The following is a 21,194-nucleotide window of genomic DNA, read 5'->3' on the forward strand; positions in this document are numbered from 1 at the left end:
ACCATGCCTGAACTGCCGGAAGTCGAAACCACCCGTCGCGGGATCGCCCCGCACCTGGAAGGCCAGCGGGTCAGCCGGGTCATCGTCCGCGACCGGCGCCTGCGCTGGCCGATCCCCGAAGACCTCGATGTGCGTCTGTCCGGGCAGCGCATCGTGCTGGTCGAGCGGCGCGCCAAGTACCTGTTGATCAACGCCGAGATCGGCACGCTGATCAGCCATTTGGGCATGTCCGGCAATCTGCGTCTGGTCGAGGCCGGGTTGCCGGCGTTGAAGCACGAGCACGTCGATATCGAACTGGAGTCGGGACTGGCCCTGCGCTACACCGACCCGCGACGCTTCGGTGCGATGCTGTGGAGCAACGACCCGCTCAATCACGAACTGCTGATTCGCCTCGGGCCGGAGCCGCTGACCGATCTGTTCGATGGCGAGCGCCTGTTTCAGCTGTCACGCGGGCGCTCGATGGCGGTCAAGCCGTTCATCATGGATAACGCGGTGGTGGTCGGGGTCGGCAATATCTACGCGACCGAAGCGCTGTTCGCCGCCGGCATCGATCCGCGCCGCGAAGCCGGGGGCATCTCCCGCGGGCGTTACTTGAAACTGGCAATCGAGATCAAGCGCATCCTCGCCGCCGCCATCGAGCGTGGCGGCACGACGCTGCGCGATTTCATTGGCGGAGATGGTCAGCCGGGCTATTTCCAGCAGGAACTGTTTGTCTACGGCCGCGGTGGTCAGCACTGCAAGGTCTGCGGTAGCGGCCTGCGCGAAGTGAAGCTGGGCCAGCGCGCCAGCGTGTTTTGCCCGCGCTGCCAGACCTGAAAAAATCCTTCGGTCTATAGTGAGAAGTCTCACTGCTCAGCCCGAAGGATCGTGCCATGAAAGTCCTGCAAGTCTTCTTCGTCACGCTGCTGTTGTGTTCCAGCCTGGCCGTTCAGGCCTCGGAAACCGGCAGCGGTGATCCGCGTTACACCATCCAGAATCCCCCGGCCTACGCCATGCTTGGCGACCTGCTGATTGCCCGGCCTTTGCTGGTGGTGGTCACGGTGATCGGTGCGGGAGCGTTTGTGGTGTCGTTGCCGTTTACCGCACTGGGCGGCGGTGTTGGCGATGCGGGACAGGCGCTGGTGGTCGACCCGGCGAAAGCGGCGTTTGTGCGGTGTCTGGGGTGCATAGGGGAGGGGTTTGAGCAGCGCGAGTGAGCTGATCGGGTTTCAGTGGTGTGGCTGATGGCCCATTCGCGAGCAGGCTCGCTCCCACTTGGGTTTAGGTGTTCACACAAATTTGTGTTTCACCACAGACTCTGTGGGAGCGGGCTTGCCCGCGATGGCTTCGGTACAGGCGCTGAAGTGATCAGGCCTTGCCGGTGATCTTGCGGTACTTCTCCATCAACTGTTCTTCAGTCTCCGGATGGGCTTCGTCCAGTGGAATGCAATCCACCGGGCAGACCTGCTGGCACTGCGGCTCGTCGTAGTGGCCGACGCACTGGGTGCACAGGTTCGGGTCGATCACGTAGATCTCTTCGCCTTGGGAAATGGCGGCGTTCGGGCACTCGGGTTCGCAGACGTCGCAGTTGATGCAATCGTCGGTGATGATCAGGGACATGCTAACTCCAGCCGGGGCGGCAGGCCCGGGCGCTATAAATCAATGCGCGCAATTGTGCCGCATTGGCGAGCGCAGTGCACGCGGGGGCGATCAAGGGCACGAGACTGCAATCTTCAAAAGCAAAGATCGCAGCCTGCGGCAGCTCCTACTTTTTAAAGCGCAGGGTCAGCGCGTCGGCCACGGCCGGGTGGACGAACTTGCTGATATCGCCGCCCAGCGCGGCAATCTCCCGCACCAGCGTCGAGGAAATGAACGAATAACGCTCCGACGGCGTGAGAAACAGGCTCTCCACATCCGGCGCCAGTTGGCGGTTCATGTTGGCCAGCTGGAATTCGTATTCGAAGTCCGACACCGCACGCAGACCACGCAGGAACACATTGGCGTTCTGCTCTTTGGCGAAATGCGCGAGCAGCGTCGAGAAACCGACCACTTCCACGTTAGGCAGGTGTTTGGTGACCTCGCGAGCCAGTTCGACCCGTTGTTCCAGCGGGAACAGCGGGTTCTTTTTCGGGCTGGCGGCGACCGCAATGATCACGTGATCGAACAGGCGCGAGGCGCGTTCGACCAGATCGCCATGGCCCTTGGTAATAGGGTCGAAGGTACCTGGGTACAACACTCGGTTCATCGCGTCGTCCTGGCGGGAGTCCGTTGGGGAGTCGGATGGTATCGCAGCCTTCCCGGTCGGCCAAGTCGCCTGTTGGGTAAGAAAGCACTATAGACGATAGGAATATTCTGCTTTTTCATGGATTTTTCAGCCGATCAGCCAAGGCTGTCGCCAGTTGCGCGGTCAGGCCATACACCGACAGCTGCGGGTTGGCGCCGATGCTGGTGGGGAACAGCGAGCCGTCGTGAATCGACAGATTGCGCAGTTGATGATGGCGACCGAGGCTGTCAGCGACCGCGCTTTGCGGATCTTCACCCATCGCACAACCACCCATCACATGGGCGCTACCGAGTCGCGTGCGGTACAGCTCCAGGCTCAATCCATCGATCATTGAGCGCGCCTCGGCCAGGGTCTTCACATAGCGGCCGTCGGCGTGCATCGGCATCACCGATTGCGCGCCGCCGGCGAACTGGATTTCGGCCATGACGTGAAAGGCCCGGCGCAAACCGTCCCATGCGTATTGCGAAACCTGATAGTCGAGCACCGGCGAGCCATCACCGCGCAGCTCCACCGAGCCACCGCTGCTGTCCGGGTGGAAGCCATCGCGCAGCAGCGCCAGCATCGCGTGGGTGTGCGGCAGGTCGGCCATATGCTGGGCGTTTTCCTTGCCGAAACCACCGAGCAGTGTGGCGGCCAGCGCCGGATGCAGCGGTGGCACTTCAAGTTTGAATGCCATCGGCCCGGTGGTGCCGTCCTTCCACTGAAAATGGTCGGAATAGATCGACTGCGGCGCGCCGTAAAACGGATTGACCACCTCGGCGAATCGCGCGGCGGACATGTTCACCGGGTGCAGAAAGGTGCGCTTGCCCACGCGCTCATGCGGATCCGGCACGTCGGAGCGCAGCAACAGCGCCGGGCTGTTGATGCCGCCGCCGGCCAGCACGTAATGCCGCGCCTTGACGTTGATGCTGCGCCCGGTCGGCTCGACGCAGCGTTGGTCCATCGCCACGCAATGCAGGCCGGTGACCTTGTCGCCGCTGATCAGCAGCTTCTCCACCCGCGCCAGATACAGCAGCTCGCCGCCCTTTTCCAGCGTCGCCGGGATGGTCGTGACCATCATCGATTGCTTGGCGTTGCTCGGGCAGCCCATGCCGCAATAGCCGAGATTCCAGCAACCGCGAACGTTGCGCGGGATCACGTGCCAGCTGTAGCCGAGTTGCTCGCAGCCTCTGCGGATCACATCGTTGTTGGCATTGGGCGGCACCATCCACGGGGCAACGCCGAGGCGCTGCTCCATTTTTTCGAACCACGGCGCCATCTCTGCCGGACTATGGCCTTTGACGTGGTGCTCGCTGGCCCAGTGTTCGAGGGTCGGTTCGGGCGTGCGGAAACTCGAGGTCCAGTTGATCAGCGTCGTACCGCCGACCGCGCGGCCCTGCAGGATAGTGATCGCGCCGTCCTTGCTCATGCGCCCGATGCCTTCCTGGTAGAGGCTGCTGTAGGCCTCGTCTTCGAGCAGTTTGAAATCCGAACTGGTCTTCAGCGGGCCTTCTTCGATCAGCAGGACTTTGTAGCCGGCCGCGCTGAGGATCTCCGCCGTGGTGCCGCCGCCGGCGCCACTGCCGATGATCGCCACGTCGGCTTCGAGGGTGAGGTCGTCGCTCAGTTGCGCGCCGTTGTAGGTTTTCCAGCCTCGGGCGAGGCCTTCGCGGAAGGGATCGGGTACGGGCATCGGTCAGGTTCTCTTTATTATTCTGGATGCTGAGGTGATGCAATTGGCCCCTTCGCGAGCAGGCTCGCTCCCACAGGGACATGCATTTCAAATGTGGGAGCGAGCCTGCTCGCGAAGACCGCGCCCCGGTTTCAGACCTTCGGCGGCCCGGGATAACCGCAATGCGCCCAGGATTCGGCGCGGGTGTACCAGGCCATCATCACCATCTGCTGCAATGAGCTATGGCCCATGCGCAGCAAGCTCAATGAACTGTTCTCCCAGCGTTCGAGGAAATGCCGCATCGCTTCAGCGCTGGCGTTTTCCCAACTGCCCCAGATGCCGGTGAGCGGGCCACGGGTCACGGCCATGCCCAGCACGTCGAACAGTTGCCGAGTGAGCTTGAGCATTTCCGGCGACACGTGATCGAGGCTGTAGTCCAGCGACTTCAGCGTGCCGTCAACCGCCGCGGGCATTTCCCCGGTGGCAACGGCGCCGTCGAGCATCACCGGGATCAGCGCGCGCAGGAACAGCAGATCGCCGTCGCGCAAAACCACAAAGCCGTTGGCGCTGACGCTCGACGAGCAGCCAGTGAGGCTGGCGCCAAGGCCGGCTGTGGCGAGAAACGCGCTGGCGCCGAGGCTGAATTTCAGCAGGCCACGGCGCGACAGGGCGGGTGTTTCGGTCAGGCTTGGGTGCATTGTTGTTATTACCCGGCGTCGACGAACGTTTAGCGAATGAACAGTTTCTGAATCAGTTTCTGAATCGATCTGCCGTAGGGCGGGTAGATCAGCCGGGCCGCGTTGAAGCGCTGTTTGATCAGCACGCCCTTGGCCTTGCTGAAGGTCAGGAAACCTTCGTGGCCGTGGTAATGGCCCATGCCCGAGGGGCCGATGCCACCGAAGGGCATGTCGTCCTGAGCCACATGCAACAAGGTGTCGTTCAGGCACACACCGCCGGAATGGGTCTCGTGCAGTACGCGATGCTGCTCGCGTTTGTCGTAGCCAAAGTAGTAAAGAGCCAGAGGACGAGGCCGCTTATTGATGTAAGCGAATGCCTGCTCCAGATCGCGATAAGGCACGATTGGCAGCAACGGGCCGAAGATTTCGTCCTGCATCACGGTCATTTCATCGCTGACATTGAGCAGCACGCTGTGCGGCATGCGTCGGCCCTGGCCTTGTTCGAACAGCGGGATCAGCAGCGCGCCCTTGCTGGTCGCGTCGCTGACGTAACCGTTCAGTCGGGCCAACTGGCGTTCGTTGATGATCGCGGTGTAGTCGGTGTTGTCGGCCAGGGTCGGGTAGAAGCCTTTCACAGCCTGGCGATAGGCCTCAACGAAAGCGCCGACGCGGTCTTCCGGCGCCAGCACATAGTCAGGCGCGACGCAGGTCTGCCCGGCGTTGAGGGTCTTGCCGAAGGCGATGCGTTCGGCGGCGTCCTTGAGCGGTACGTCTCTGGAGACGATGGCCGGCGACTTGCCGCCCAGTTCCAGGGTGACCGGCGTGAGGTTTTCCGCGGCAGCGCGCATGACGTGCTTGCCGACGCTGGTGGAGCCGGTGAACAGCAGATGATCGAACGGCAGACGCGAGAACGCGACGCCGACATCCGCTTCGCCCAGCACCACGCTAACCAGGTCTTCGGGAAAGATCCGCGCCAGCAGCTCTTTGAGCAGCAGCCCGGTGGCCGGGGTGGACTCGCTGAGCTTGAGCATCACCCGATTGCCGGCAGCCAGGGCGCCGACCATCGGCCCCACGGCCAGATACAGCGGGTAGTTCCACGGCACGATCACGCCGACCACGCCCAACGGCTGATAAACCACCTTCGCCGAAGCAGGCTGGAACGCCATGCCGACCTTGCGCCGCGAGGGCTTCATCCAGTTTTTCAGGTGACGACTGGCGTAGTGAATGCAGTGCAGGCTCGGCATCAGCTCGGCGAGCAGGGTTTCGTCGGCGCTGCGGTGACTGAAATCGGCGCTGATCGCGTCGATCAATGCCTGCCGCTCAGCGCTGAGCAGATCGCGCAAAGCCTTGAGCCATTGTTGCCGCTGTGCGGCCGGTGGCATCGGGTTGGCGGCGTACGCGGCCCGTTGTGCCTGAAACTGCCGATCAAGGGTTTCAAGAGGCTGTTGCAGCGTTTGCAGGTAGGCAATGTCGGCAGTCATCGCGGGCTCCGGATTTTATTGTAGTGGGCACTTTTTAGAGTCTATGCTCTAGAAAGTCAAACGACTTCCGTGCACGGCAAGGTTTTATCCATTTCCGGTTAGGTCGTAAGATGCGCCGTCTACGCACTCTGAATTAAAGCTCAAGCCATGGCCCCACGAATAAAAACCAGCGAGCGCATCGTTCAGAACAGCCTGGAGCTGTTCAATCAGCAGGGCGAGCGCAGCGTCAGCACCAACCACATCGCCGCGCACATGGAGATTTCTCCAGGCAACCTGTACTACCACTTCCCCAACAAGCAGGCGATCATCGCCGTGCTGTTCAGTGAGTACGAAGCCCTGGTGGACAGCTTTTTGCGCCCGCCCCAGGGTCGCCCGGCGACCGTCGAGGACAAGCGTTTCTATCTCAAGGAACTGCTCTCGGCCATGTGGCGCTACCGTTTCCTGCATCGTGACCTTGAGCATCTGCTCGACAGCGATGCGGAACTGGCCGCGCGTTATCGGCGTTTCTCCCAGCGCTGCGTGATCCAGGGGGCCGCAATCTACGAAGGTTTTGTCGCCGCCGGCATTCTGAAAATGGATCGCGTGCAGATCGAATCGCTGACCCTCAATGCGTGGATCATTCTGACCTCGTGGGTGCGTTTTCTGTGCACCACCCGGGAAAACTCCAACCACCTCAGCGAACAGGCCGTGAAGCGTGGCGTGTATCAGGTGCTGGTGCTGGAAGCAGGGTTTGTTACCGATCAGGCGCGGGATGAAGTCAACGCATTGTTCGACGAGTTCTATGTGCCGCTGGCGCAGGCTCTCGAAGACGTGAAATAAACCGTTCAGCCGAATTCCACAGGAGCCCGTTATGTCGATTGCGCAGTTGATCAGCCCACAAGCACTGGACGCTCGCAAAGAGCAGCCGGGGCTGGTGATTCTTGATTGTCGTTTTGCCCTCGAAGATCCGGATTACGGCCAGCGCAGCTACGCCGAAGGGCACATTGCCGGGGCGAGTTTCGCCGATCTGGAGCGGGATCTGAGCGGTAAAGTCGAGAAGGGCGTGACCGGGCGTCATCCGTTGCCCGAGCCGGCGGCGCTGATCGAACGCCTGCAAGCCTGGGGCATCAGCAACGACAGCGATGTGGTTTTGTACGACGACGGCCCGGGTGCGTATGCGGCGCGGGCATGGTGGTTGCTGGCATGGCTGGGCAAGCGCGACGGCGTGTTCATTCTCGATGGCGGGCTCAAAGCCTGGCACGCCGCCGGCCTGCCGCTGAGCCTGGATCCGCCGAGCGTGACGCCGGGTAACTTCAGTGGTCAGCCGGACATGAGCCTGTTGCTCAGCGCCGAACAATTGCAGCAGCGCCTCGGCCAGCCAACCCTGACCCTGCTCGACGCCCGCGCCTTGCCGCGCTTCAAGGGCGAAGTGGAACCGATCGATCCGGTCGCCGGACACATTCCCGGCGCGCAGTGCGCGGCGTTCACCGACAACCTCGGCAGTGATGGACGGTTTTTGCCGGCCGAGCAGCTCAAGCAGCGCTTTGCCGCGAAACTGGGTGATCGCTCACCGTCGGAACTGGTCGCCTACTGCGGCTCCGGAGTGACGGCGTGTCACAACCTGTTTGCACTGTGCCTGGCCGGCTACCCGCTGGGTGCGCTGTATGCCGGATCGTGGAGCGAATGGATCAACGAGCCATCGCGCGGCATTGCCACGGGCGAATAACATCGCTGATCCCATGTGGGAGCGAGCAGGCTCACTCCTGCAAGGGATATGCGGCGCTCATTGACCGAGTGCGGCCAGCCATTGCGGGATACGCCGTTCCAGGTAATACCCGGGCCTGCGCACCGAGCCGTCGACAAAACCGACATGACCGCCACGCGCCTGCAATTCGAACCGGGTGCAGGCTGACAACTCGTCGGCTTGCGGCAGGCTGTGGGGAAATACGAACGGATCGTCCGCCGCCTGAATGATCAGCGTCGGCGTGCGGATCTCGCCGAGGTAGTAGCGGCTTGAGGCGCGGCGGTAGTAATCCTCGGCATCGGTGAATCCATGCAGCGGCGCGGTGATCCGGCCGTCGAAATCCCAGAACGTACGCATGTTTTCCAGCGAGCCGAGCGCGGCCAGTTTCGCCAGGCCGTCTTCACGCCCGTCATGCTGGAACTGGCGCTGCTTGTTCTTGATGTAGGCGACCATTTCGCGCATGAAATGCGCCTGATAAACCCGCGAAAACCCCTGGCCAATCCGGTCTGCGCACTGGTCGAGCCTGAACGGCACCGACACGGCCACCGCGCCGAGCACGCCGCTGTTGCTGCCGGTTTCGCCAAGATGCTTGAGCAGCACGTTGCCGCCCAGTGAATAGCCGACCGCGTACAACGGCGCCAACGGTCGTTTGGCGCGCAGGTGCTGGATGGCTTCGGCAAGGTCTTCGCTGGCGCCGGAGTGGTAGCTGCGCGGCAACAGATTCGGCTCGCCGGAACAACCGCGCCAGTTCAGCGCGACGCTGGCCCAGCCCTGGTCGGCCAAGGCCTTTTGAATGCCCGCCACATAGGGCGAATTGGAAGAGCCGGTCAGGCCGTGCAGCACCAGTACCAACGGCGCCTCGGCGCTGTGCGGGCCGTGCCAGTCGAGGTCGAGGAAGTCGCCGTCCTCGAGCCACAGGCGTTCGCGTTCGCGCTCGATGTGCACAGTCTTGCGCCACAGCGGCCCCCACAGGGTTTGCAGATGTGGATTGCCGAGGCCGAAGGCGGGGATGAAGCGTTCTGGCGAAGGGGGCACGATGATTCTCGATGGGCTTGTGGCGAGGAAGCTTGCCCCCTCGCCGCAGGTTGCTTGCGACCTTGTCAGCCGGCGATGTCCGCCGTGCGCTGCCACAGCGCGTAAAAAACCCGACCGGATTTCTGTTCACGATGCAGGCGCCAGTTGCCCGGCAGGCCCAGCGTCGATGGCGCTGTTTCGCTTTCAGTGTAGATCCACGAATCGGCCGCCAGCCATTGGCGCTCTTCCAGCAAGGTACAAACCGCTGGCAACAGGTTCTGGTTGAACGGCGGGTCGAGGAACACCAGATCGAACGGCGTCGCGGTCTGGGTTTCCAGGTAGCGCAGCGCGTCGGCGGTCTGTACCTGACCGTTGGTGCAGCGCAGGGTGCCGAGGTGTTCTTTCAGGCTGGAAACCGCAACGTTGCTGGCGTCCAGCGCCTGGGCCGTGGCCGCGCCACGGGACAGGGCTTCGAGAAACAGCGCGCCGCTGCCGGCGAACGGGTCGAGCACTTTCGCCCCTTCGACATACGGCGCGAGCCAGTTGAACAGGGTTTCACGCACGCGATCCGGGGTCGGGCGCAGGCCCGGTGCGTCGGGAAAGCTCAGCTTGCGGCTGCGCCACTGGCCGCCAATGATGCGCAGCTGGTTCACGCCGTTGTGCACGTTTTGCACAGGTTTTTTCGGTGCTCGAGTGGCCATTAATGCTCCGGAACCCCGAGCGGTTGCTCGGCAGGTTTATCAGATGGGGCCGGTAACGGCATTTGCGGCACGGTCGGGCCAGCGGTGACGATGACCATTTTCTCCGTGCTCAGGTGTTTGTTCAGGGCGTCGCGGACTTGCTCCACAGTCAGGCTCTGCGACTGCCGCATGAAATCGTCGAGATAGCTCAGCGGCAGATTATAGAAGCCCATCGCGCCGAGCTGGCCAACGATGTCGGCGTTGCTCGCGGTGGACAGCGGGAAGCTGCCGGCCAGCTCGCGCTTGGCATCGTCGAGTTCTTTCTGTGTCGGCCCGGTTTTCAGGTAGTCGGCGAGCACGTCCTGCACCAGTTTCAGGGTGCCTTCGCTCATCTCGGCGCGGGTCTGCAGATTGATCATGAACGGCCCACGCGCCTGCATCGGGCTGAACGCCGAATACACGCCGTAAGTCAGGCCGCGCTTCTCGCGCACTTCGCTCATCAGACGCGTTCCGAAACCACCGCCGCCGAGGATCTGGTTGCCCAGCGACAGCGCGGCGTAATCCGGATCGTCGCGATCGATGCCCAGTTGCGCGAGCATCAGGTTGGTCTGTTTCGACGGAAACTCGATGTGGTTGACGCTGGCCTTCGGTTCCTGCGGTGCGGCGATTTTCGCCAGTGCCGGGCCTTTCGGCAGGGCAGAGGAGACCTGATTGGCGATCGCCTGGGCTTCGGCTCGCGACAGGTCGCCGACCAGTGCAATCACAGCGTTGCCGGCGGCGTAGGCCTTGGCGTGGAACTCGCGCAATTGCTCGACCGTGATCTTCGGCACGCTTTGGGCATTGCCATCGCTGGAATGCGCGTATGGGTGATCGCCGTACAGACGCTTCATCAGCTCGAGGCTTGCGAGTTTGCCGGGGTTCTGTTTCTGGTATTCGAAACCGGCGAGCAACTGGTTCTTGATGCGCGCGAAGGAGTCGGCGGGGAAGGTCGGTTTGCCGACCACATCGGCGAACAGCTTCAACGCCGGTTCACGCTGCTCAGGTGCGCTCAGGCTGCGCAGCGAAGCCAGCGCCATGTCCTTGAACGCACCGTTGCCGAAGTCGGCGCCGAGGCCTTCAAACCCTTGAGCGATCGCGCCGACGTCTTTGCCAGCAATGCCTTCGTTGAGCATGGCGTTGGTCAGCACCGCGAGGCCGGGGACGTTGCCATCCTGGCTGCTGCCTGCGGCGAAGATCAGGCGCATGTCGAACATCGGCAACTCATGGGCTTCGACGAACAGCACTTTCGCGCCTTCAGCAGTGTTCCAGGTCTGCACATCAAGCTTGCGGCTGGCAGGGGCCTTGCCGTCGAGTTCGGCCAGCGATTGCAGTTTCTGGCTGGACTTGGCGTTATCCAGTGCTTCGCTGGCCTTGCTGTCAGCGCTTGGCGACAAATAAACCGCTGCGGAGCCGATCACCGCGACAGCAATCAGGCCAAGCAGCATCAGGCGTGGGGTTTTGCGCTCACTCATGAGTCGTCTCCAAAGGCAGGACGTGGGCGACGCTGAGACGTTCGCGGGTGAAATACTTTTTCGCGGCGTTCTGGATGTCTTGCGGGGTCACGCTTTCCAGATCGGCCAGTTCGGTGTCCATCAGCTTCCACGACAGGCCGACCGTTTCCAGTTGACCGATCGCGGTGGCCTGGCTGGTGATCGAGTCACGCTCGTAGACCAGGCCGGCGATGACTTGAGCGCGGACGCGTTCCAGCTCTTCGGCAGACGGCGCGGTGGTTTTCAGTTGCTCAAGCAGTTTCCACAAGCCGGCTTCGGCCTGGGCGATGGTCTTTTTCTTCTGCGTATTTGGCGTGGCCGACAGGGTGAACAGGCTGTCGCCACGGGTATAGGCGTCATAGTCCGACGAGCCGCCGGAGACCAGCTCTTCGCCGCGTTCCAGTTGCGCCGGGATGCGTCCGCTGTAGCCGCCGTCGAGCAGCGCCGAGATCAGGCGCAAGGCGTTGACCGAGCGTTTGTCTTCAGCGGTTGCAATGCTCGGCACGTTGAAGCCAAGCATCAGGCTCGGCAGTTGGGTCTGCACGCGCAGGGTGATCTGGCGTTCGCCGGGCTCGGCCAATTCCAGCGGTTTTTTCGCCGGTGGCACGTCGCGTTTGGCGATCGGGCCGAAATAACGCTGGGCGAGGGTTTTCACTTCGTCCGGAGTGACGTCACCGACCACCACCAGCGTGGCGTTGTTCGGCGCGTACCAGGATTGGTACCAGTGGCGCAGTTCCTCGACTTTCATACGGTCGAGGTCAGCCATCCAGCCGATGGTCGGCGTGTGATAACCGCTGGCCGGGTAGGCCATGGCCTTGTAGCGCTCATAGGCCTTGGACATCGGCTTGTCATCGGTGCGCAGGCGGCGCTCTTCCTTGATGACTTCGATTTCCTTGGCGAACTCGTCGGCCGGCAGGCGCAGATTGGCCATGCGGTCGGCTTCCAGTTCAAAGGCCACGCCGAGGCGATCACGGGCCAGCACCTGGTAATAAGCGGTGAAGTCGTCGCTGGTGAACGCGTTCTCTTCGGCGCCGAGGTCGCGCAGGATTAGCGAGGCTTCGCCGGGGCCGACTTTTTCGCTGCCCTTGAACATCATGTGCTCGAGCGCGTGGGACAGACCGGTCTGGCCCGGAGTCTCGTAGCTGGAGCCGACCTTGTACCAGATCTGCGAAACGACCACCGGTGCGCGATGGTCTTCGCGCACGACGACCTTGAGGCCGTTGTCGAGGGTGAATTCATGGGTCGGTTGCGGGTCGGCCGCCAGGGCCGAAAGGGGCAGGCAGACTGCGCTGAGCAGCAGGCCAGCAGCGCGGCGGGCTAGAGCATTCATTCGTTTTTCAACCTGTTGGGCTGCCCGCTTGGTCTTAGCGTCGGCGGGCGAGAGGGTGCTAGGATACTGATCCGTTTTACTGGCGGCCACGCCTATCAGGTTTCGATACCCGGTCAGGCTGTATGGGTTTGTCGCGGATAGCAGCAGTTTTTCATCTGTACTGCGCGTTTTCGCCGACGATGCCGCTCCAGTCCTTCGTGTTAATTGAAGTTTGAGGTGCCTTTGGTGCCTCGACAAAATGTTGCGCGTGAACAAGCTGGGTGAAACACAGTCTGTTCTGCATCGAATATTTATTTGCCGGGGCGCCCTGTTGGCGCGTCGCTACCGTGAGATAGCCGTCCTCCATGTTTGGTTCCAACGACGACAAGAAGAGCCCAGCTGCGGCTGGCGAGAAGAAAAGCCTGTTCGGATGGCTGCGGAAGAAACCGCAGGAACCCGTCGTCGAACAGCCGCCCGCGATTCCTGAGCCGGCCCCCGCGCCAGCACCTGTAATAGAAGAAGAGCCGGCGCCGATTGTGCTGCCGATCGCCGAGCCGGTGCTGCAACCGGAGGTTGAGGCCGAGCCCGAAACGCCGGCCGCTGCCGAGTTGCCGCTGACGCCCGCCGCCGAGCCGTGGCTGACCTTGCCAGTGGCAGAAGAACCGGTCGCGCTGGTTGAAGAAGCAGCGCCGCATGTGACGCCAGTGATTCCTGCGCCGGTTGCCGAAGTGGCTGCGCAGCCTGTGCCTGAGCCGGTTGCCGAGCCAGCGCCGATCATTTCTGAACCCGCCGCCCCGGTTGTTCCGCCGTCGGAGCCTGCACCGATTGCCGCTGCGCCGGTTGTCGCTCCGGTCGTGCCGGTCGAAGTCCCTGTAGAAGCGCCAGTCGAAACCCCGCGCACCGAAGAAACCAAAGCCGGCTTCTTCGCCCGTCTCAAGCAAGGCCTGTCGAAGACCAGTGCCAGCATCGGCGAGGGCATGGCCAGCCTGTTCCTCGGGCGCAAGACCATCGACGATGACCTGCTCGACGACCTCGAAACCCGTCTGCTCACCGCCGACGTCGGCGTCGAAGCCACCACGCAGATCATCCAGCGCCTGACCCAGAAGGTTGCACGCAAGGAGCTGGCCGACGCCGACGCCTTGTACAAATCCTTGCAGGCCGAATTGGCCGCGATGCTCAAGCCGGTTGAACAGCCGCTGAAAATCGCCTCGCAGAACAAGCCGTTCGTGATTCTGGTGGTTGGCGTCAACGGCGCCGGCAAAACTACCACCATCGGCAAACTGGCGAAGAAGCTGCAGCTGGAAGGCAAGAAAGTCATGCTGGCGGCCGGTGACACCTTCCGTGCAGCGGCCGTGGAGCAATTGCAGGTCTGGGGCGAGCGCAACAAGATTCCGGTGATCGCCCAGCACACCGGCGCTGATTCCGCTTCGGTGATCTTCGACGCGGTGCAAGCGGCCAAGGCCCGTGGCATCGACGTGCTGATCGCTGACACCGCCGGTCGTCTGCACACCAAAGACAACCTGATGGAAGAGCTGAAAAAGGTTCGCCGGGTGATCGGCAAGCTCGACGCCGACGCCCCGCACGAAGTGCTGCTGGTGCTCGACGCCGGCACCGGCCAGAACGCCATCAACCAGGCCAAGCAGTTCAACCAGACCGTCGAACTGACCGGTCTGGCCCTGACCAAGCTCGACGGCACCGCCAAGGGCGGGGTGATTTTCGCCCTGGCCAAGCAATTCGGCCTGCCGATCCGCTACATCGGCGTCGGTGAAGGCATCGACGATTTGCGCACCTTTGAAGCCGAACCCTTTGTCCAGGCACTGTTTGCCGAGCGGGAGCGTTCATGATTCGTTTCGAACAGGTCGGTAAACGCTACCCGAACGGTCACGTCGGCTTGCATGAGCTGAGCTTTCGAGTCCGTCGTGGCGAGTTCTTGTTTGTCACCGGTCACTCCGGTGCCGGTAAATCCACGCTGTTGCGCCTGTTGCTGGCAATGGAACGGCCGACCAGCGGCAAACTGCTGCTCGCCGGGCAGGACCTGAGCACCATCAGCAACGCGCAGATTCCGTTCCTGCGCCGACAGATCGGCGTGGTGTTCCAGAATCACCAGTTGCTGTTCGATCGTACAGTGTTCAACAACGTCGCCTTGCCGCTGCAGATCCTCGGCCTGTCCAAGGTCGAGATCGCCAAGCGCGTCGATTCGGCGCTGGAACGCGTGGCACTGTCGGACAAATCCGATCTGTACCCGGGCGATCTGTCCACCGGTCAGCAACAGCGCGTCGGCATTGCCCGCGCCATCGTCCATCGCCCGGCCTTGCTGCTGGCAGACGAACCGACCGGTAACCTCGACCCGCGTCTGGCGGCGGAGATCATGGGCGTGTTCGAAGACATCAACCGTTTGGGCACCAGCGTGCTGATCGCCAGTCACGACCTGGCACTGATCGCGCGCATGCGTCATCGCATGCTGACCCTGCAACGCGGCCGCCTGATCGGCGACGGGGAGGCCGGGGTATGAGTGCGACACGCAGTCCGAAGGTTTCCGAGCGCGTGGCCCCGAAGGCCGCCGATCCGCAACCGCAGAAAAAGAAAAAGCACGACGATGACGACGGCCCGGACTTCGCCACGCTGTTTCGCGCCTGGATCGAAAGCCATCGCGCCAGCCTGCTCGACAGCCTGCGCCGCCTCGGCAAGCAGCCGATCGGCAGCTTCTTCACCTGCATGGTGATGGCCGTGGCGTTGAGTCTGCCGATGGGGCTGTCGCTGTTGCTCAACAACGTTGAGCGTCTTGGCGGTTCCTGGCAGCGCGCGGCGCAGATTTCCCTGTACCTGCAACTCGACGCCAGCCCGGAGCAGGGTGAAGCGCTGCGTGAGCAGATCAAAGGCATGCCCGGCGTCGCTGATGCCGAATATGTCGGCCGCGATCAGGCGCTGGAAGAATTCCAGCAGCAGTCCGGCCTGGGCGAAGCCCTGCGTGAGCTGCCTGACAACCCGTTGCCGGGTGTGGTGCTGGTGACACCGAACGAAGTCGACAAGCCGACACTCGAAGCATTAAGACAAAAACTTTCCGAGCTGCCGAAGGTACAACAGGCGCAACTTGATCTAGTCTGGGTCGAGCGTCTGGCCGCCATCCTCAAGCTTGGCGACCGCTTTGTCTTCGGTCTGACGGTATTGTTGGTGTCTGCATTACTTTTGGTGATAGGCAATACCATTCGTCTTCATATTGAAAACCGCCGCACCGAGATAGAAGTGATTAAACTCGTCGGCGGCACTGACAGTTATGTGCGCCGCCCTTTCCTGTATATGGGCGCGTTGTATGGCTTCGGTGCAGGGCTGTTGTCCTGGGGCGTATTGGCGTTCGGCCTCAATTGGCTGAACGATGCGGTGGTCGGACTGGCCGGTTTGTACGGCAGTGATTTCGCCCTGGCCGGCGTGCCAGTGGCCGACGGTCTGTCGCTCTTGCTTGGCGCGGTGCTGTTGGGTTATATCGGTGCATGGATTGCAGTCGCACGTCATCTCAGGGAGCTGGCGCCGAAGTAGAATCTTTTTTGCGCGTGATTGACCTTGCGGTTTTTATGGGAACTTGTACCTGAGTTCCCGGTCAATTTTTCGCAGTGCCGAGAGGCACGAGTATGTGAGTGGGAGGTTTTTTCGTATGACCAATTCTTTGCAACCTGCGTATGCGCTGGTTCCGGGTGCGAACCTGGAAGCCTATGTGCACACCGTCAACAGCATTCCATTGCTGACGCCGGAGCAGGAGCGTGAACTGGCCGAGAGTCTCTACTATGAGCAGGATTTGGGGGCGGCTCGGCAGATGGTGCTCGCCCACCTGCGTTTCGTCGTACACATTGCCCGTAGCTATTCCGGCTACGGTCTGGCTCAGGCTGACCTGATCCAGGAAGGTAACGTCGGACTGATGAAGGCCGTCAAGCGCTTCAACCCGGAAATGGGTGTGCGTCTGGTGTCGTTCGCCGTGCACTGGATCAAGGCGGAAATTCACGAGTTCATCCTGCGCAACTGGCGCATTGTGAAAGTCGCGACCACCAAGGCCCAGCGCAAGCTGTTCTTCAACCTGCGCAGCCAGAAGAAGCGTCTGGCGTGGCTGAACAACGAGGAAGTCCACCGTGTGGCGGAAAGCCTCGGCGTCGAACCACGTGAAGTGCGCGAGATGGAAAGCCGCCTGACCGGCCACGACATGGCCTTCGACCCGGCTGCCGAAGCCGACGACGACAGTGCTTTCCAGTCGCCGGCCAACTATCTGGAAGACCACCGGTACGACCCGGCGCGTCAACTGGAAGATGCCGACTGGAGCGACAACTCCAACACCAACCTGCACGAAGCACTGGAAGTGCTGGACGAGCGCAGCCGTGACATCCTCTACCAGCGCTGGCTGGCAGAAGAGAAAGCCACGCTGCACGACCTGGCGCAGAAGTACAACGTGTCGGCCGAGCGAATCCGTCAGCTCGAAAAGAGCGCGATGAACAAGCTCAAGTTGTCGATCGCCGCGTAAGCGGCGCATCAGCAATAAAAAACGCCCCGATCAGCGATGATCGGGGCGTTTTCATTTCTGGCTTCACGCAAAACCCATGTGGGAGCGAGCTTGCTCGCGAAAGCGGAGTGTCAGTCACCGCCACTGCTGAATGATCCACCGCATTCGTGAGCAAGCTCGCTCCCGCATTGGTATTTCGGTGTTATTCAGCCCAAGGCGCCCGTCGCGAATCATTCAGCCCGAGCAAATAACTGTCCCCGCCCAACTGACTCATCTGCTGCCGAATCCACCCGGCACGTCGCGATACATAACCGGTCGGATGACTCGCGCTCCACACCCGTGGATTGGGCAGTACGGCAGCCAGATAACTCGCCTGCTGGCGCGACAATGACTTCGCGCTCACGCCAAAGTGGTGGCGGGCCGCCGCTTCAGCGCCAAATACGCCGTCATCCCACTCGACGCTGTTCAGGTACACCTCAAGAATCCGCTGCTTGGGCCAGAACACCTCGATCAGCGCGGTAAACCACGCCTCCAGGCCTTTGCGCAGATAGCTGCGGCCGGACCAGAGAAAGAGATTTTTCGACACCTGCTGGCTCAAGGTGCTGGCACCGCGAATCGAACCGCCCAGTTCGTTGTGGGCCAGAGCGGCCTGAATCGCGCGCAGATCGAAGCCCCAGTGCTCGGGGAATTTCTGGTCTTCGCCAGCAATTACCGCCACTTTCAGGTCATCGGAGATCTCGTTCCACGGTTTCCAGGTGCGCTGCAGGTCAATCGGCTCGCCGTCGACCCAGGATTCGACCTTGCGCTCGACCATCAACGCCGTACCCGGCGGTGGCACGAAGCGGAACACCAGCACCAGCAAGACGCTGCCGCCGGCGAACCAGAGCAGAGCCTTCGTGAGACGACGGAAAATTGAACGCAGCATAGAGATGGCTTGGCCGAACCCGCGGAGCGGGCCATTATACAGACCCTGCCGATGGCGTCTGACTGGAGTTCCCCATGCTGCGTGGCTTTTTGATGCTGGCCGCTTTTTTCGGATTCACCGGTGTTGCGCTCGGTGCGTTTGCCGCCCACGGCCTGAAAAACCGTCTGACGCCGGAATACCTGACGATTTTCCACACCGGCGTCACCTACCAACTGGTGCACACACTCGCGCTGTTCGGCGTTGCGCTGCTGGCCACGCAGATTCAAGGGCGCCTGATTACTTGGGCCGGCCTGTCCTTCACCGTCGGCATTGTGTTGTTCTCCGGCAGCCTGTATCTGCTGACCATGACCGGCATCAGCAAACTCGGCATCATCACGCCGTTCGGAGGCCTGGCGTTTCTCATCGGTTGGGTTTGCCTCGGCCTCGCCGCCTGGCGCTTGCAGCCAACCGCTTGACGCTTGGTACTGACCTTTAGGTCATGATCGGGCTAGAATGCCAGCCCCTAAAAATGATGGCGGCGTTGTGCATGCGCATTCAGTTGAACGGCGAGTCCTTTGAATTGCCCGACGGTGAAACCGTTGCGGGCCTGATCACCCGTCTGGATCTGGCCGGACGTCGCGTGGCGGTCGAGCTCAATCTGGACATCGTCCCGCGCAGCCAGCATGCCGACACCACGTTGAACGACGGCGACAACGTCGAAGTGGTCCACGCCATCGGCGGCGGCTGATTGTCCCGACCCGCAAGGGCACAGAATTCTGCAAGACCCTCACCCTTAAAGAGGATTCCCCATGAGCATCGTTCGTAGCGACAAGCCTTTTGTGCTGGCCGGTCGTACTTACCAGTCGCGTTTGCTGGTCGGTACCGGCAAGTACCGTGACATGGAAGAAACCCGCCAGGCCATCGAAGCCTCGGGTGCCGAAATCGTCACCTTCGCCGTGCGCCGCACCAACCTGGGCCAGATCGAAGGCGAGCCGAACCTGCTCGAAGTGCTGTCGCCAGATCGCTACACCTTCCTGCCGAACACCGCCGGTTGCTACGACGCTATCGAAGCCGTGCGCACCTGCCGCTTGGCGCGTGAGCTGCTCGATGGCCACAATCTGGTGAAGCTGGAAGTGCTGGCCGACCAGAAAACCCTGTTCCCCAACGTGATCGAAACCCTCAAGGCCGCCGAAACCCTGGTCAAGGAAGGCTTCGACGTGATGGTCTACACCAGCGATGACCCGATCATCGCTCGCCAGTTGGCGGAAATCGGCTGCATCGCCGTGATGCCGCTGGCCGGTCTGATCGGCTCCGGTCTGGGCATCTGCAATCCGTACAACCTGCAGATCATCCTCGAAGAAGCCAAGATCCCGGTGCTGGTGGATGCCGGTGTCGGGACCGCTTCCGACGCGACCATCGCCATGGAGCTGGGTTGCGACGCCGTACTGATGAACTCGGCCATCGCCCACGCCCAGCAACCGGTGATGATGGCCCAAGCCATGCAGCACGCCATCGTCGCCGGTCGCCTGGCGTACCTCGCCGGCCGCATGCCGAAAAAACTCTATGCCAGCGCCTCTTCGCCGCTGGATGGTCTGATCAAGTAAGAGCCATTGATGACTGAATCGAACGACACGCCTGTCCAGCCGGACGAAGGCGACGAGCGCCAACACCGCCGCATCAAGAGCTTCGTGATGCGCGCCGGGCGCATGACCGAAGGCCAGCAACGCGGCCTGGACCAGGGCGCGCCGCTGTACGTGCTGCCGCTGGCCGATGCGCCGGTCGATTACGACCAGGTGTTCGGCCGCTCGGCGCCGCGCTCGCTGGAAATCGGTTTCGGCATGGGCCACTCGCTGCTGGAAATGGCCGCAGCTGCCCCAGAGCAGGATTTCATCGGTGTGGAAGTGCACCGCCCGGGTGTCGGCGCGCTGCTCAATGGCGTGCTGACCCAAGGGCTGACCAACCTGCGGGTCTACGATTGCGACGCGATCGAAGTGCTCAACCGCTGCATCGCCGACAACAGCCTCGATCGTCTGATGCTGTTTTTCCCGGATCCGTGGCACAAGAGCCGCCACCACAAGCGCCGCATCGTCCAGGCCTCGTTCGCCGAACTGGTGCGCAGCAAGCTCAAGGTCGGCGGCATTCTGCACATGGCCACCGACTGGGAACCGTACGCCGAGTACATGCTGGAAGTGATGAGCGTCGCCCCGGGCTACCGCAACCTCGCCGAAGACGGCAAATGCGTCCCGCGCCCGGCCGAACGCCCGATCACCAAGTTCGAACGCCGCGGCGAACGCCTTGGCCATGGCGTGTGGGATCTGAAGTTCGAAAAGATCGCTTAAGCATCACGCAATAAAAACTGTGGGAGCGAGCCTGCTCGCGAAAGCGGTCTGACAATCAACGATGATGTTGGATGTTAAGACGCCTTCGCGAGCAGGCTCGCTCCCACAATTATTTTGTGTATGAGGAGATTACAGGGGGGCAAGAAATCGAGCGGGCACCTGCTCTGTCAACCAGACGCCATTTTCGGCCTGATAGAACTTGAAGCCCTGTTCTTCCATCTGCTTCGCGGCAACCTTCAGAACGACTGGCGTTCCGTAGCGTTGACCCACGGCCGACGCGGTGGCGATCTCATCGGACAGATGCACCTGATGGCGTTGTCCTGGAATCAAGCCTTGTTCGTGGATCGAGTCGAGAAAACGCGTCGCTGTTCCGTGGTAGAGCGTTTGCGGTGGCTGTTTCTGCTCGAATTGCAGATCAACGCTTTTCGTCGAGTGGCCTTGAACAGCGCGTATACAGTGGCCATCAGCGGAAATCGTAAAACGCTTCTTGTCACTGCTGGTCACGACGTTTTCAATCAGCTCACGACTTAAATGTCTGCCATCACGCGCCGCGCCGCTGATCAGTGCGTCGATATTTGCCCAGCCATCCGAATCCAGCGTAAGACCAATCGCTTGAGGCTGGTGACGCAACACGAAGCTGAGAAATTTGCTCGTCTCATCCAGTAGTTTTTTACTCATGAACTTCCCTTTCATTGCAATCAACTGTGGGAGCGAGCCTGCTCGCGAAAGCGGTCTGACAATCAACGATGATGTTGGATGTCATGACGCCTTCGCGAGCAGGCTCGCTCCCACATTTCGTTTTGGGGTGTTTGCGGGGTCAGCGGCGGTCGGCTACGACGCCGATCAGCACCAACACCACCAGCAGCACCGGCGCCAGGCTGTAGTTGTTGAACTGGCTCAGGCCTTTGATCACCCACGGCGTGGCGTAGATCAGCGCGGCGCCGCTGCCGATCAGGCAGAGCAGGGCCATCAGCGGCACGCGCAGGGCGCCGGCGATGCTGCCCAGGCGTTGCTCGACCCAGCCTTTGAAGTCAGCGCCGAACAGCACCAGCAGGCAACCGACCAGCGCCAGAGCGATTTCCGAGAGATTGCTGCGGCTCCAGCGGGAGACGGTGGCCAGCAGGTCGAGTATCAAATCCAT

General features: G+C 61.8%; 25 protein-coding genes. 12 read left to right on the plus strand and 13 right to left on the minus strand.

All coding sequences use genetic code 11. The features are described 5' to 3' along the window. Nucleotides 1-3 precede the first annotated feature (3 nt). Together mutM and JWU58_RS02325 are read left to right on the plus strand one after the other, a co-directional pair. Nucleotides 4-816, plus strand: a complete 813-nt coding sequence (gene mutM, locus JWU58_RS02320; RefSeq protein ID WP_122698599.1) for a bifunctional DNA-formamidopyrimidine glycosylase/DNA-(apurinic or apyrimidinic site) lyase — start codon at nt 4-6, stop codon at nt 814-816. A gap of 56 nt (nt 817-872) precedes the next feature. Continuing rightward, the gene (locus JWU58_RS02325) at nt 873-1,196 is read left to right on the plus strand and encodes a multidrug transporter (protein WP_206421434.1); all 324 of its coding nucleotides are present in this window, start codon (nt 873-875) and stop codon (nt 1,194-1,196) included. 151 nt (nt 1,197-1,347) lie between these two features. Here JWU58_RS02325 and JWU58_RS02330 read toward each other — a convergent pair whose 3' ends face one another. The 5 genes from JWU58_RS02330 to JWU58_RS02350 form a co-directional block, all read right to left on the minus strand. Then, nucleotides 1,348-1,599 (minus strand): YfhL family 4Fe-4S dicluster ferredoxin, encoded by a 252-nt coding sequence (locus tag JWU58_RS02330; protein ID WP_003195146.1) that lies wholly within the window; start codon nt 1,597-1,599, stop codon nt 1,348-1,350. Nucleotides 1,600-1,744: 145 nt separating this feature from the next. Further along, nucleotides 1,745-2,224: a pantetheine-phosphate adenylyltransferase gene (coaD, locus tag JWU58_RS02335; protein WP_003229157.1), complete on the minus strand. Its 480-nt coding sequence runs from the start codon at nt 2,222-2,224 to the stop codon at nt 1,745-1,747. 115 nt (nt 2,225-2,339) lie between these two features. Continuing rightward, a complete protein-coding gene (locus JWU58_RS02340; protein ID WP_206421435.1) occupies nt 2,340-3,935 on the minus strand; it encodes a GMC family oxidoreductase in 1,596 nt (531 codons plus the stop codon). Between the two features lie 131 nt (nt 3,936-4,066). Beyond that, the gene (locus tag JWU58_RS02345) at nt 4,067-4,612 is read right to left on the minus strand and encodes a twin-arginine translocation pathway signal protein (RefSeq protein ID WP_206421436.1); all 546 of its coding nucleotides are present in this window, start codon (nt 4,610-4,612) and stop codon (nt 4,067-4,069) included. Between the two features lie 29 nt (nt 4,613-4,641). Continuing rightward, nucleotides 4,642-6,072 carry a coniferyl aldehyde dehydrogenase gene (locus JWU58_RS02350; RefSeq protein WP_206421437.1) on the minus strand — a complete coding sequence of 477 codons (1,431 nt, stop codon included), beginning with the start codon at nt 6,070-6,072 and terminating at the stop codon, nt 4,642-4,644. A gap of 147 nt (nt 6,073-6,219) precedes the next feature. Between JWU58_RS02350 and JWU58_RS02355 the strand changes: the two genes are divergently transcribed. Next, a complete protein-coding gene (locus JWU58_RS02355; protein ID WP_016772708.1) occupies nt 6,220-6,891 on the plus strand; it encodes a TetR/AcrR family transcriptional regulator in 672 nt (223 codons plus the stop codon). 31 nt (nt 6,892-6,922) lie between these two features. Further along, nucleotides 6,923-7,777: a sulfurtransferase gene (locus JWU58_RS02360; RefSeq protein WP_073471025.1), complete on the plus strand. Its 855-nt coding sequence runs from the start codon at nt 6,923-6,925 to the stop codon at nt 7,775-7,777. A 57-nt stretch (nt 7,778-7,834) separates the two neighbouring features. On the opposite strand, the gene JWU58_RS02365 is transcribed toward JWU58_RS02360, so the two are convergent. The 5 genes from JWU58_RS02365 to JWU58_RS02385 form a co-directional block, all read right to left on the minus strand. Further along, complete coding sequence (locus JWU58_RS02365; protein ID WP_206421438.1) at nt 7,835-8,830, minus strand: hydrolase; 996 nt, start codon at nt 8,828-8,830, stop codon at nt 7,835-7,837. Nucleotides 8,831-8,895: 65 nt separating this feature from the next. Next, a complete protein-coding gene (gene rsmD, locus JWU58_RS02370; RefSeq protein WP_039757533.1) occupies nt 8,896-9,510 on the minus strand; it encodes a 16S rRNA (guanine(966)-N(2))-methyltransferase RsmD in 615 nt (204 codons plus the stop codon). Further along, the gene (locus JWU58_RS02375; RefSeq protein ID WP_206421439.1) at nt 9,510-11,000 is read right to left on the minus strand and encodes a M16 family metallopeptidase; all 1,491 of its coding nucleotides are present in this window, start codon (nt 10,998-11,000) and stop codon (nt 9,510-9,512) included. The genes rsmD and JWU58_RS02375 overlap by 1 nt, the downstream gene beginning before the upstream one ends. Next, nucleotides 10,993-12,348: a M16 family metallopeptidase gene (locus JWU58_RS02380; protein WP_206421440.1), complete on the minus strand. Its 1,356-nt coding sequence runs from the start codon at nt 12,346-12,348 to the stop codon at nt 10,993-10,995. Before JWU58_RS02380 ends, JWU58_RS02375 begins: the two co-directional genes overlap by 8 nt. Nucleotides 12,349-12,499: 151 nt before the next feature. Continuing rightward, nucleotides 12,500-12,694, minus strand: coding sequence for a hypothetical protein (locus JWU58_RS02385; RefSeq protein WP_016772713.1), 195 nt, complete (start codon nt 12,692-12,694; stop codon nt 12,500-12,502). Between JWU58_RS02385 and ftsY the strand changes: the two genes are divergently transcribed. The 4 genes from ftsY (at nt 12,693) to rpoH (ending at nt 16,831) form a co-directional block, all read left to right on the plus strand. Next, the gene (gene ftsY / locus JWU58_RS02390; protein ID WP_123441740.1) at nt 12,693-14,171 is read left to right on the plus strand and encodes a signal recognition particle-docking protein FtsY; all 1,479 of its coding nucleotides are present in this window, start codon (nt 12,693-12,695) and stop codon (nt 14,169-14,171) included. The genes JWU58_RS02385 and ftsY overlap by 2 nt on opposite strands. Beyond that, nucleotides 14,168-14,839, plus strand: coding sequence for a cell division ATP-binding protein FtsE (ftsE, locus tag JWU58_RS02395; protein WP_016772715.1), 672 nt, complete (start codon nt 14,168-14,170; stop codon nt 14,837-14,839). Before ftsY ends, ftsE begins: the two co-directional genes overlap by 4 nt. Then, nucleotides 14,836-15,861 carry a permease-like cell division protein FtsX gene (gene ftsX, locus JWU58_RS02400; protein ID WP_016772716.1) on the plus strand — a complete coding sequence of 342 codons (1,026 nt, stop codon included), beginning with the start codon at nt 14,836-14,838 and terminating at the stop codon, nt 15,859-15,861. Before ftsE ends, ftsX begins: the two co-directional genes overlap by 4 nt. A 115-nt stretch (nt 15,862-15,976) precedes the next feature. Next, a complete protein-coding gene (gene rpoH, locus JWU58_RS02405) occupies nt 15,977-16,831 on the plus strand; it encodes an RNA polymerase sigma factor RpoH (RefSeq protein WP_016772717.1) in 855 nt (284 codons plus the stop codon). Nucleotides 16,832-17,012: 181 nt separating this feature from the next. Here rpoH and mtgA read toward each other — a convergent pair whose 3' ends face one another. After that, a complete protein-coding gene (gene mtgA, locus JWU58_RS02410; RefSeq protein WP_095181330.1) occupies nt 17,013-17,735 on the minus strand; it encodes a monofunctional biosynthetic peptidoglycan transglycosylase in 723 nt (240 codons plus the stop codon). Nucleotides 17,736-17,809: 74 nt separating this feature from the next. On the opposite strand from mtgA, the gene JWU58_RS02415 reads away from it, so the two are divergent. The 4 genes from JWU58_RS02415 to trmB all read left to right on the plus strand — a co-directional run bounded on the left by JWU58_RS02415 (nt 17,810) and on the right by trmB (nt 20,053). After that, nucleotides 17,810-18,190: a DUF423 domain-containing protein gene (locus JWU58_RS02415; RefSeq protein ID WP_123441739.1), complete on the plus strand. Its 381-nt coding sequence runs from the start codon at nt 17,810-17,812 to the stop codon at nt 18,188-18,190. Nucleotides 18,191-18,261: 71 nt separating this feature from the next. Then, the gene (thiS, locus tag JWU58_RS02420; protein WP_038861193.1) at nt 18,262-18,462 is read left to right on the plus strand and encodes a sulfur carrier protein ThiS; all 201 of its coding nucleotides are present in this window, start codon (nt 18,262-18,264) and stop codon (nt 18,460-18,462) included. Nucleotides 18,463-18,523: 61 nt separating this feature from the next. After that, entirely contained in the window at nt 18,524-19,318 is a 795-nt protein-coding gene (locus tag JWU58_RS02425; protein WP_007964131.1) for a thiazole synthase, read from the plus strand. A 9-nt stretch (nt 19,319-19,327) separates the two neighbouring features. Next, entirely contained in the window at nt 19,328-20,053 is a 726-nt protein-coding gene (trmB, locus tag JWU58_RS02430) for a tRNA (guanosine(46)-N7)-methyltransferase TrmB (RefSeq protein WP_093097446.1), read from the plus strand. Nucleotides 20,054-20,182: 129 nt separating this feature from the next. Here the strand turns inward: trmB and JWU58_RS02435 are convergent, their stop codons facing one another. Next, nucleotides 20,183-20,731: an RNA 2'-phosphotransferase gene (locus tag JWU58_RS02435; RefSeq protein ID WP_123441738.1), complete on the minus strand. Its 549-nt coding sequence runs from the start codon at nt 20,729-20,731 to the stop codon at nt 20,183-20,185. A gap of 139 nt (nt 20,732-20,870) precedes the next feature. Beyond that, complete coding sequence (locus JWU58_RS02440; protein WP_008083808.1) at nt 20,871-21,194, minus strand: DUF3392 domain-containing protein; 324 nt, start codon at nt 21,192-21,194, stop codon at nt 20,871-20,873.

This window comes from Pseudomonas atacamensis, from assembly GCF_017167965.1.
In the GTDB taxonomy this organism is placed as follows: Bacteria; Pseudomonadota; Gammaproteobacteria; order Pseudomonadales; family Pseudomonadaceae; genus Aquipseudomonas; species Aquipseudomonas atacamensis.

Coding starts and splice junctions, on each gene's coding strand:
- JWU58_RS02415 (WP_123441739.1), top strand. CDS start 17,810: ATGCTGCGTGGCTTTTTGATGCTGGCCGCTTTTTTCGGATTCACCGGT.
- JWU58_RS02360 (WP_073471025.1), top strand. CDS start 6,923: ATGTCGATTGCGCAGTTGATCAGCCCACAAGCACTGGACGCTCGCAAA.
- JWU58_RS02435 (WP_123441738.1), bottom strand. CDS start 20,731: ATGAGTAAAAAACTACTGGATGAGACGAGCAAATTTCTCAGCTTCGTG.
- JWU58_RS02325 (WP_206421434.1), top strand. CDS start 873: ATGAAAGTCCTGCAAGTCTTCTTCGTCACGCTGCTGTTGTGTTCCAGC.
- JWU58_RS02330 (WP_003195146.1), bottom strand. CDS start 1,599: ATGTCCCTGATCATCACCGACGATTGCATCAACTGCGACGTCTGCGAA.
- JWU58_RS02345 (WP_206421436.1), bottom strand. CDS start 4,612: ATGCACCCAAGCCTGACCGAAACACCCGCCCTGTCGCGCCGTGGCCTG.
- JWU58_RS02425 (WP_007964131.1), top strand. CDS start 18,524: ATGAGCATCGTTCGTAGCGACAAGCCTTTTGTGCTGGCCGGTCGTACT.
- thiS (WP_038861193.1), top strand. CDS start 18,262: ATGCGCATTCAGTTGAACGGCGAGTCCTTTGAATTGCCCGACGGTGAA.
- JWU58_RS02385 (WP_016772713.1), bottom strand. CDS start 12,694: ATGGAGGACGGCTATCTCACGGTAGCGACGCGCCAACAGGGCGCCCCG.
- mutM (WP_122698599.1), top strand. CDS start 4: ATGCCTGAACTGCCGGAAGTCGAAACCACCCGTCGCGGGATCGCCCCG.
- ftsX (WP_016772716.1), top strand. CDS start 14,836: ATGAGTGCGACACGCAGTCCGAAGGTTTCCGAGCGCGTGGCCCCGAAG.
- trmB (WP_093097446.1), top strand. CDS start 19,328: ATGACTGAATCGAACGACACGCCTGTCCAGCCGGACGAAGGCGACGAG.
- ftsE (WP_016772715.1), top strand. CDS start 14,168: ATGATTCGTTTCGAACAGGTCGGTAAACGCTACCCGAACGGTCACGTC.
- JWU58_RS02350 (WP_206421437.1), bottom strand. CDS start 6,072: ATGACTGCCGACATTGCCTACCTGCAAACGCTGCAACAGCCTCTTGAA.
- rsmD (WP_039757533.1), bottom strand. CDS start 9,510: ATGGCCACTCGAGCACCGAAAAAACCTGTGCAAAACGTGCACAACGGC.
- JWU58_RS02375 (WP_206421439.1), bottom strand. CDS start 11,000: ATGAGTGAGCGCAAAACCCCACGCCTGATGCTGCTTGGCCTGATTGCT.
- rpoH (WP_016772717.1), top strand. CDS start 15,977: ATGACCAATTCTTTGCAACCTGCGTATGCGCTGGTTCCGGGTGCGAAC.
- coaD (WP_003229157.1), bottom strand. CDS start 2,224: ATGAACCGAGTGTTGTACCCAGGTACCTTCGACCCTATTACCAAGGGC.
- mtgA (WP_095181330.1), bottom strand. CDS start 17,735: ATGCTGCGTTCAATTTTCCGTCGTCTCACGAAGGCTCTGCTCTGGTTC.
- JWU58_RS02355 (WP_016772708.1), top strand. CDS start 6,220: ATGGCCCCACGAATAAAAACCAGCGAGCGCATCGTTCAGAACAGCCTG.
- JWU58_RS02380 (WP_206421440.1), bottom strand. CDS start 12,348: ATGAATGCTCTAGCCCGCCGCGCTGCTGGCCTGCTGCTCAGCGCAGTC.
- JWU58_RS02440 (WP_008083808.1), bottom strand. CDS start 21,194: ATGGATTTGATACTCGACCTGCTGGCCACCGTCTCCCGCTGGAGCCGC.
- JWU58_RS02340 (WP_206421435.1), bottom strand. CDS start 3,935: ATGCCCGTACCCGATCCCTTCCGCGAAGGCCTCGCCCGAGGCTGGAAA.
- ftsY (WP_123441740.1), top strand. CDS start 12,693: ATGTTTGGTTCCAACGACGACAAGAAGAGCCCAGCTGCGGCTGGCGAG.